This is a genomic window from Arcticibacter svalbardensis MN12-7, assembly GCF_000403135.1.
In the GTDB taxonomy this organism is placed as follows: domain Bacteria; phylum Bacteroidota; class Bacteroidia; order Sphingobacteriales; family Sphingobacteriaceae; genus Arcticibacter; species Arcticibacter svalbardensis.
Window position 1 is genome coordinate 1 of sequence record NZ_AQPN01000132.1, and the last position, 8,863, is coordinate 8,863.

The window sequence follows — 8,863 nt, forward strand, 5'->3', positions numbered from 1 at the left end:
TGCAAGCCACCAGTAGGACTTGGAGCAAAACGTACCCTTACTTTATCCGTCATAATATGTAATTAAAACGCAAAGATACGCTTAATCGCAATATTCATAATAAGAGGTTATGCTTTACTACTAATGATCTTACCAACCTTGTATATTTAACGATCAGGAGTTATAAATGGGTCATTTAAGTGCCTTATTTCAAATTTCATACGCTATTAATAAGCAAATTTTCTATTTTTGACTACCTTTTCTATAGATTTACACATAATAAAAAATTAGAAAGGCAATACTTTTTCATACCATGTTAGATACACTGCAAAATAAATTAGAAGATTTGGTTCCGACCTTATCGAAACTATCGCCACAAGAAGGACTTTCCTTGCTGGCGAAGCAGTTTGAAGGAAAGATCATTTTTTCTACAAGCTTTAGCTGGGAAGATCAGGTTATTGCTCATATGATTTTAACACAATCTCTTCCTGTTAAGATTTTCACATTGGATACAGGTCGTTTATTTGGCGAAACGTATTATGTTTGGAGTCGTACAAATGAGTTATACAACACAAATATCAGTGCTTACTATCCGAACCAGGAGCATATTGAACGCTTTGTAACGGAAAAAGGGCCCAACTCATTTTATGAGTCTGTAGAGAACAGGAAGGCTTGTTGTTATATCCGTAAAGTGGAGCCTCTGAAAAGAGCTTTAGCAGGAAACCAGTTATGGGTTACGGGTTTACGGGCTGAACACTCTCCGGAAAGAGGTGATCTTCCTGCTTTGGAATGGGACGAAGGCAATCAGATATTAAAATATCACCCTCTTTTACACTGGACAACAGAACAGGTAAAAGAGTTTATCAATCAGAACGGAATACCTTACAATACCCTTCATGATAAAGGATTTGTTAGTATTGGATGCCTTCCTTGCACACGTGCCATACAGCCAGGAGACGATTTCAGAGCTGGAAGATGGTGGTGGGAAGACAAGGCCAGTAAAGAATGTGGCTTACATGCTCATTCCTAAATATTAAATAAAGTTTTTATGCCACAACATACATTGAATTACCTTGACCTGCTTGAAGCGGAGTCTATACACATTATGCGCGAGGTGGCCGGTCAGTTTGAACGTCCCTGTCTTATGTTTTCAGGTGGAAAAGATTCGATCACGCTCGTTCAACTTGCTATGAAAGCCTTTAAACCAGGAAAAATCCCTTTTCCTTTGGTTCATATTGATACCGGACATAACTTTCCGGAAGCATTAGAATACCGCGATAGAATGGCTCAAGAAATGGGTGCCAAGCTGATCGTAAGAAAAGTGGAAGATACTATTAAAGCCAGGGGTTTAAAAGAAGCGGGAGGGAAATTCCCTTCACGTAATGCTTTGCAATCGTATACTTTACTGGATACAATTGAAGAGTTTGGATTCGATGCCTGTATTGGCGGTGCGCGGCGTGATGAAGAAAAAGCAAGAGCAAAAGAACGGATCTTTTCTGTGAGAGATGAATTCGGGTCATGGGATCCTAAGAAACAACGTCCTGAACTTTGGAACCTATACAATGGTATGATTGCTAAGGGTGAAAACGTACGTGTATTTCCGATCAGCAACTGGGTGGAACTTGACGTTTGGAATTATATCAAACGGGAAGGCATAGAACTTCCTTCTATTTATTTTACGCATGAGCGGGAAGTAATCATTCATAATGAGTACCTGGTAGCGATGTCGGAATTTGTTCGTGTAGACGAAGGCGATGTAATCGTGAAGCGGAATGTACGTTATAGAACAGTAGGCGATATGACTTGTACAGCTGCGGTTTCATCCACAGCGGCTACAATTGATGATATCATCAAGGAAATTCAACTCACCAATATCAGTGAGCGTGGTGAAACCAGGATAGATGACCAGGTTTCGGAAGCGGCTATGGAAGACCGTAAAAAGAACGGTTACTTTTAGAACTGTGCGTTAACAAATTGCTCTGAAAAGAGCTTAATAATCATGACAAGGCGAATGCAATACGTATAAGCCCTAATTTGGAATACTAAAAATTACAATGGATTTACTTCGATTTATAACTGCCGGTAGTGTTGATGATGGAAAGAGTACCTTAATAGGTAGACTTTTATATGATACAGATTCTATAAAGGTTGATCAGCTTGAAACAATACTAAAGCAAAGTAAAAATAAGTCTGAAGGCGAAATAGATCTTGCCCTATTTACAGACGGCCTCCGCGCTGAAAGAGAGCAAGGAATAACAATTGATGTAGCCTATAAGTACTTTGCTACAGAAAAGCGTAAATTTATTATTGCTGATGCGCCAGGGCATATTCAATACACCCGTAACATGGTTACAGGTGCTTCAAACTCTGATTTGATCATCATTTTAGTGGATGCTCGTTTAGGGGTTATTGAACAAACACGTCGTCATAGCATCATTGCTTCGTTATTGCAGATTCCACATGTGGTGGTGACCATCAACAAGATGGACATGGTTAACTTTTCGGAAGAGGTGTATAATACGATAGTAGCCGATTACTCCAAAATGGCTGATATGCTGAAGATTACGGATGTTACTTTTATCCCGATTTCTGCGCTGAACGGTGATAATATTGTAAATCCTTCCATCAACACGCCTTGGTATAAAGGAGAAACGTTGCTAAATCTATTGGAGACAATTAATATCAGCAATGATATCAATTATGAGGAATCACGTTTCCCTGTACAATTTGTGATCCGTCCACAGTCTGAAGATCTCCATGATTACCGTGGCTATGCAGGAAAAGTACTGAGTGGTACCTATAAAAAAGGCGACGTGGTTACGATTCTTCCTGATGGCATTGATTCTACCATTAAAGCAGTTGAAGTGCATGGAATTGAAGTGGACGAAGCTTTCGCCCCTCAAAGTGCTGTAATTCGGTTGACTGATGATATTGATATTAATCGGGGTGATTTGATTGTAAAAAAATCCAATATCCTTAAGGTATCGCAGGAAATTGAAGCTACGTTATGCTGGATGGATAATAAGCCATTGGTAGTAGGCAATAAATATCTGTTGCAGGTACAAAGCAAACGAGTTCGTTGTGTGATAAAGGAAATCAACTATAAGCTCGATGTGAATACACTTGAAAAGCAGGAGCAATTTGATCAGGTAGGATTGAATGATGTAGTTCATGTGCTGATTAAAACAGCGTCCCCTATCGCTTATGATAGTTATAACACGTTAAGGGCAAATGGTGGTGCAATTTTGATTGATGAAACGGCTCACACTACTGTTGCCGGTTGTATGCTTTCTTAAAGCTACGATTTCATATTTATTCATTATCTTCGGATATCAACGGATGATATGGGGAATTCAGCCGAAAAATTCAGTGATCTCATCTCTAAAATAGATGAGTTTATACGTAAATACTACTTTAACAAAATAGTAAGAGGATCAATATATCTGGCTGCAACCTGTTTTGCTGGATATCTTATCATTACACTATCAGAATATTATGGAAATTTCAGCCCGGGTATACGGGCTGTTCTTTTATTTAGCTTTCTCCTGCTGAATAGCCTTATCTTTTTTCGATTCATCTTCTGGCCCCTTCTCTCTTATTTTAAACTTGGTAAAAGGATCAATTACCTTCAGGCATCTGAAATAATTGGGAAACACTTTCCAACGGTGAAAGATAAGCTGATTAATACACTGCAATTAAAGGAACTATCCACTCAATCTGAGGATGGGAGACAGCTTATTGAGCATGCTATTAATCAGAAAATCACCGAATTAAGACCTATCCCTTTTCATACGGCCATTCGCATTCAGGATAATAAAAAGTACCTCCGATATGTTTTGCCGTTTATTTTTCTGATTGTGATCATCGCATTTACAGCGCCTTATATCTTCAGCGAAAGCACAGAAAGGATTCTGCATTACAAAACGCGGTTTGTAAAGAAGGCGCCTTTTCAATTTGTACTGATGAATTCAAATCTACACGCTTTTCAGGGTGAGGATTTAACGCTGCAGGTTAAGCTTACCGGGAATGAGATCCCTGATGAGATCTATGTGGAGGAGGGATTGAACACCTACAAGCTTCAGAAAGATAACCTGGTGCATTTTAAACATGTTTTTAGAAACTTGCAAAAGGATAAAACGATTCGTCTTTTTGCGGGTGAATTCTATTCGACGCCTTATGTGCTGAAAGTGATTCAGAAACCTTCGCTGATTAATATGTCTGTTAAAATTACCTACCCTTCTTATTTAGGCTTGAGAAACGAAATAAGAAGGGACCTGACCGACTTAACGGTGCCCGAGGGAACTAATATCAAATACGGAATAAATACCCGCTATGCTACTAAAATTGACCTTTATAACGGATTAAATCAGCTGGTTTTGAAACCGGTATCTTCAAATCATTTTGAGTATGCATTAAAAGCCAGGAAAAGTATAGAATTGCGCCTTGCTCCGCAAGGCACTACTTTGGTTAATGGGACTGATTTCTTGTCTTTTCGGTTAAATGTGATTCCTGATGAAAGACCAACCGTACAGATTATTGAAAAAGAGGATGGTCCAAATAATAAAGCGACTTCTTTTATTGGACAGCTGGCAGACGATCATGGTTTCTCCGGTTTGAAGATCCATTACCAGGTTAAAGATCAGGGTAAAATGCTGTCAGCAAGTTCCCGAAACATACCAGTAGATAAAAAGACCACGCACTATTCCTTTATTTATGCGGTTAAATCCAGTGATTTTAAGCTGAAGCCAGGACAAGAACTTGAGTTCTATATTGAGGTATTTGATAATGATGCGGTAAATGGTGTTAAATCTTCTCGGAGCGAAACGATGCAGATTAAAAGGCTGACGGTTTCTCAGGTAGAAAAGAATGTGGATCAATCTACCCGGGTAACGGAACAGAAGCTTCAGCAGGCCATTAAAGAAGCCTCTCTCATTGAAAGTGAAACGAAGCGGATCAAAAAAGAGCTGATGAATCAGAACAATCTTTCTTTTGAACAAAAGAAGCAGGTAACTGATTTATTAGACAAGCAGAGAGAGTTGGAAAAACTGATTGATGAGATTAAAAAGGAAAGCGATAAAAACTATCAGGAACAGAATTCAGAACTTTTAAATCAAGCGGCATTAACCGATCAGCAGAAGCAATTACAAAAGCTTTTGGAACAGGTGATGGATGAAAAAACACAAGCTTTATTGTTGAGTATTGAGAAAATGCTGCAGGAAAATAATAAAGTGCAGACTCAGGAAGAGTTAGGAAAAATGCAATCAGGAAATAAAGGTGTTCAGAAAGAGCTGGACAGGATCCTTGAATTATACAAACAACTGCAGTTTGATCAGAAATTAACTGGTACAATCAATAACTTAAAAAAAGCGGCTGATAATCAAAATGAGCTGAATAAGTCTGTGGAAGAGAAAAGTGCTACGCATCAGGATGCTGCAGATCAGCAAGAGAAACAGGCTAAAGAATTTCAGGACATTGCGAAGCAGCTGGAGAGTTTAAAGAAAAAGAATGAAGAGCTGGAAAAAAGTCACCCTTTGGCTGATCTCTCGAAAGAAGAGAAAGAGGTGAATGAGGAGCAAAAGAAGAGTAAAAATAGCCTTCAGGCAAACCATACGGATCCTGCACAAAAAAGTATGCAAAAGGCAGCAGATAAGATGTCTGCAATGGCTAAACAGATGGAAGAAATGAAGGAAACATCCCAAACATCAGAGATTAAAATCAATCTTCAGGCACTAAGAGAAATATTAGCCAATCTTTTAAAATCTTCTTTCGATCAGGAATCTATTTTAATAGCTACCCGTAAAAGTGTGGCTACCGACCCATTGCTGGTTAGCAATACACAGAAGCAGTTACAGATCCGTAATAATATGCAGGTTATTGGAGATAGTTTATCGGTTTTAAGCAGACAGATTCCTCAGATTGAATCTGTAGTTACTCAGGAACTGAATACGATCACTGAGCGCATTAACTATTCATTGGAAAGCCTTGCAGAGCGGAGGCTTTCTGAAGCGGTCAGCGGTCAGCAAAGTGCCATGGCTTCTATCAATAACCTGGCATTGCTGTTAACGGAGGTGGAGGAACATCTGCAAAAAGCGATGAAGAATTCATCATCCGGAGGTAAGGGTAATCAGCAGAGTTTATCACAACTGGGGCAGCAGCAAGATCAGTTAAATAAAAACATGGAAAAAGCCAGGGAAAAAATGAAACAAAATGGCGCCGAAAGTAGTAGAAATAAAGGTCAGGCAAATTCTTCTCAGCAATTTGCAGGTATGGCACGTGAGCAGAATTTAATCCGGCAGGCCTTGCAGCAGATAAACAGAGAAATGAATAAAGATGGTCGGGGTAAACTTGGTAACCTGGATAAGCTTAGCCAGGATATGGAACAAACCGAAATGGAGTTGGTTAATAAAAGAATTCAGTCCGAAACACTGATCAGACAGCATGATATTTTAACCCATTTACTGGAGGCAGACAAAGCGGAAAGGGAAAGGGATTTGGATGATAAGCGGGAAAGCAAAGCTGGAACTGACCAGTTACCGGGTTATGTTGAAAAGCTTAAACAATTGAAAATTATTAAAATGAAGGAGACCGAGTTATTGAAAACAGTACCGGCTGATTTAAATTTATTTTATCAATTGAAAATTAATGAATATTTTAGGTCTTTAGATTCAATTTGAACAAATATGCCACCTGATAACGTAAATGGTTCAGATAATTCCTTACTTTATACCCTGCAGCTTCCTTCTAAAATGGAAAGCATCACTATTGTTGAAAATTTTATTGATACAATCAGAGATGAAAACAACATTCCAGCTGAAGTATATGGCAATATGCTAACTTGCTTAAATGAGGTAGTTATTAATTCTATTGTTCATGGAAACAAACAGGATGATTCCAAAAAGGTATATATCAATCTAGAGATCGTTAACAAAAAAAGTCTGCAATTTACCGTAATGGATGAAGGGTCAGGCTTTGATTATAACAACCTTCCGGATCCTACTGCTCCTGAAAACCTGGAAAACCTGACAGGTAGAGGGATTTTTATCATCAAACATTTGGCTGATCAATGTATTTTCAATATGACCGGTAATCAGGTGGAACTTCACTTTAAGATTTAATGAGTCAAGAAAAAATTCAATTTCATTCAGAAGAAATTACTTATACATTAAAACAGAAAGAGCATATTCGTAAATGGATTAAAGCAAGTATTAGGGAGGAAGGAAAAATGCCTAGCGAGATTTCTTTCATCTTTTGCTCAGACGAATATTTACTAAATATCAATAATCAATATTTAAAGCACGATACCTATACCGATATCATTACGTTTGACAATAGCGAAGAAGAGGATTTGATTGCTGGAGATATTTTCATCAGTATAGACCGCGTCATAGAGAATGCTGCATCATTTCGTATTTCTGAAAAAGATGAGGTACATCGGGTAATCATTCACGGCATTCTTCACTTGTTAGGTTATACGGATAAGGGAACTGAACATAAAAATTTAATGACAAGTAAGGAGAATTACTACTTATCCTTAAGAACATTTTAAATCCTTTCATATACTGACCTTTCTATTATAGTATAAATCTATTATTTACTTAGTTTTGTAAATTAAGGATACATAATTTGAAAAAGGTAATAGTAGTTGGCGGTAGCGGACTTATTGGATCTCACCTGATTCAATCTTTGTTACACGAGGATCGTATTGAAGAAGTTGTTGCTTTGGTTAGAAAGCCATTGGATCTTATTCATGCTAAATTAAAGCAACATATCGTATCCTTTGATAATCCAGGCTCTTTTACTGAATTGATCTATGGCGACGCTGTATTTTGTTGTTTAGGTAGTACGGTAAAGAAAACACCTGATCTTGCAGTGTATAGAAAAATTGATTATGACTATCCGCTATTACTGGCAGAGATAGCTAGTGAGCATTTGGTTCCTCAATTTCACTTAATTTCTTCAATAGGCGCTGACAGTCAATCAGTTACATTTTACACAAAGACAAAAGGTGAGTTAGAAGATCACATAAAAGCACTAAAATTCAAATCACAGCATATTTATCAACCTTCTTTATTAGATGGCGATAGAAAAGAAGCCAGACCTACTGAGAAAATTATGATTTCGGTCATGCGGTTTATTAATCCCATTCTTTTGGGACCATTAAAGAAATATAGAAGCATTAAAGTTAAAACGATAGCAAACGCTATGGTTATCCAGACATTAAAAAATCTTGAGGGGACATTTACATATCCTTCAGACAAGATTAAAGAATTAATATGAGTATTTTATCAGGAGAACAATTAGGTCATGTATTTAGTGATGCATGGTTATTTAAAGAGCTTACATTTGGAATAGACAAAGGGCAACGGGTTTCATTAGTTGGAATTAACGGCTCTGGAAAGTCTACCCTATTGAAGATCTTAGCTGAAAAAATCCTTCCTAAAGAAGGGAAAGTGGTTAAGGAGCGAGGTCTAAATATTGGCTATCTGGAACAGGACCCAGATTTTAGCGGTCAGAAAACCATTGCAGATTATGTGTATAGTCTCGATAATAACCAACAGCAAGTAATCAGACAATATGAAAAGCTGATTGAGTTAGAGCATCCTGATCCAAAAGAGCTGGAAAATCTGATTGATCAGCTTAGCGAACTGGATGCATGGGAATATGAACATGAGATTAAAACCATACTTCAGCGTCTTTCTATTTTTGATCATGAGCAAGAAATTAAAAGTCTTTCAGGAGGACAGAGAAAGCGTTTGGCTTTAGCGAAACTTTTGATTGATAATCCCGACGTCTATATCATTGATGAACCTACCAATCATCTGGATATTGAAATGATTGAATGGCTGGAAAGCTTTCTGACTACTGGTCACAAAACTGTATTAAT

Annotated in this window: 8 protein-coding genes; all 8 read left to right on the plus strand. The window is 37.8% G+C overall.

Features of this window, described 5'->3' with window-relative positions:
• The first annotated feature begins 292 nt into the window (after positions 1-292).
• Positions 293-1,009 carry a phosphoadenylyl-sulfate reductase gene (locus ADIARSV_RS17595; RefSeq protein ID WP_016196997.1) on the plus strand — a complete coding sequence of 239 codons (717 nt, stop codon included), beginning with the start codon at positions 293-295 and terminating at the stop codon, positions 1,007-1,009.
• 18 nt (positions 1,010-1,027) lie between these two features.
• Positions 1,028-1,936, plus strand: coding sequence for a sulfate adenylyltransferase subunit CysD (gene cysD, locus ADIARSV_RS17600; RefSeq protein ID WP_016196998.1), 909 nt, complete (start codon positions 1,028-1,030; stop codon positions 1,934-1,936).
• A gap of 97 nt (positions 1,937-2,033) precedes the next feature.
• Positions 2,034-3,275: a sulfate adenylyltransferase subunit 1 gene (locus ADIARSV_RS17605; RefSeq protein WP_016196999.1), complete on the plus strand. Its 1,242-nt coding sequence runs from the start codon at positions 2,034-2,036 to the stop codon at positions 3,273-3,275.
• Between the two features lie 48 nt (positions 3,276-3,323).
• Positions 3,324-6,653, plus strand: a complete 3,330-nt coding sequence (locus ADIARSV_RS17610) for a coiled-coil domain-containing protein (protein ID WP_016197000.1) — start codon at positions 3,324-3,326, stop codon at positions 6,651-6,653.
• Positions 6,654-6,659: 6 nt separating this feature from the next.
• A complete protein-coding gene (locus ADIARSV_RS17615; protein ID WP_016197001.1) occupies positions 6,660-7,094 on the plus strand; it encodes an ATP-binding protein in 435 nt (144 codons plus the stop codon).
• On the plus strand, positions 7,094-7,525 hold the full coding sequence (gene ybeY / locus ADIARSV_RS17620) for an rRNA maturation RNase YbeY (protein WP_016197002.1): 432 nt from the start codon (positions 7,094-7,096) through the stop codon (positions 7,523-7,525). Before ADIARSV_RS17615 ends, ybeY begins: the two co-directional genes overlap by 1 nt.
• Positions 7,526-7,602: 77 nt before the next feature.
• Positions 7,603-8,256: an NAD(P)H-binding protein gene (locus ADIARSV_RS17625; protein ID WP_016197003.1), complete on the plus strand. Its 654-nt coding sequence runs from the start codon at positions 7,603-7,605 to the stop codon at positions 8,254-8,256.
• On the plus strand, positions 8,253-8,863 hold a 611-nt coding region (locus ADIARSV_RS17630; protein ID WP_040300557.1), incomplete at its 3' end, for an ATP-binding cassette domain-containing protein. The genes ADIARSV_RS17625 and ADIARSV_RS17630, both read left to right, overlap by 4 nt.

Excerpts from the sequence above, each read along its gene's own strand:
- ybeY (WP_016197002.1), top strand. The coding sequence starts at position 7,094 with ATGAGTCAAGAAAAAATTCAATTTCATTCAGAAGAAATTACTTATACA.
- ADIARSV_RS17615 (WP_016197001.1), top strand. The coding sequence starts at position 6,660 with ATGCCACCTGATAACGTAAATGGTTCAGATAATTCCTTACTTTATACC.
- ADIARSV_RS17595 (WP_016196997.1), top strand. The coding sequence starts at position 293 with ATGTTAGATACACTGCAAAATAAATTAGAAGATTTGGTTCCGACCTTA.
- cysD (WP_016196998.1), top strand. The coding sequence starts at position 1,028 with ATGCCACAACATACATTGAATTACCTTGACCTGCTTGAAGCGGAGTCT.
- ADIARSV_RS17610 (WP_016197000.1), top strand. The coding sequence starts at position 3,324 with ATGGGGAATTCAGCCGAAAAATTCAGTGATCTCATCTCTAAAATAGAT.
- ADIARSV_RS17605 (WP_016196999.1), top strand. The coding sequence starts at position 2,034 with ATGGATTTACTTCGATTTATAACTGCCGGTAGTGTTGATGATGGAAAG.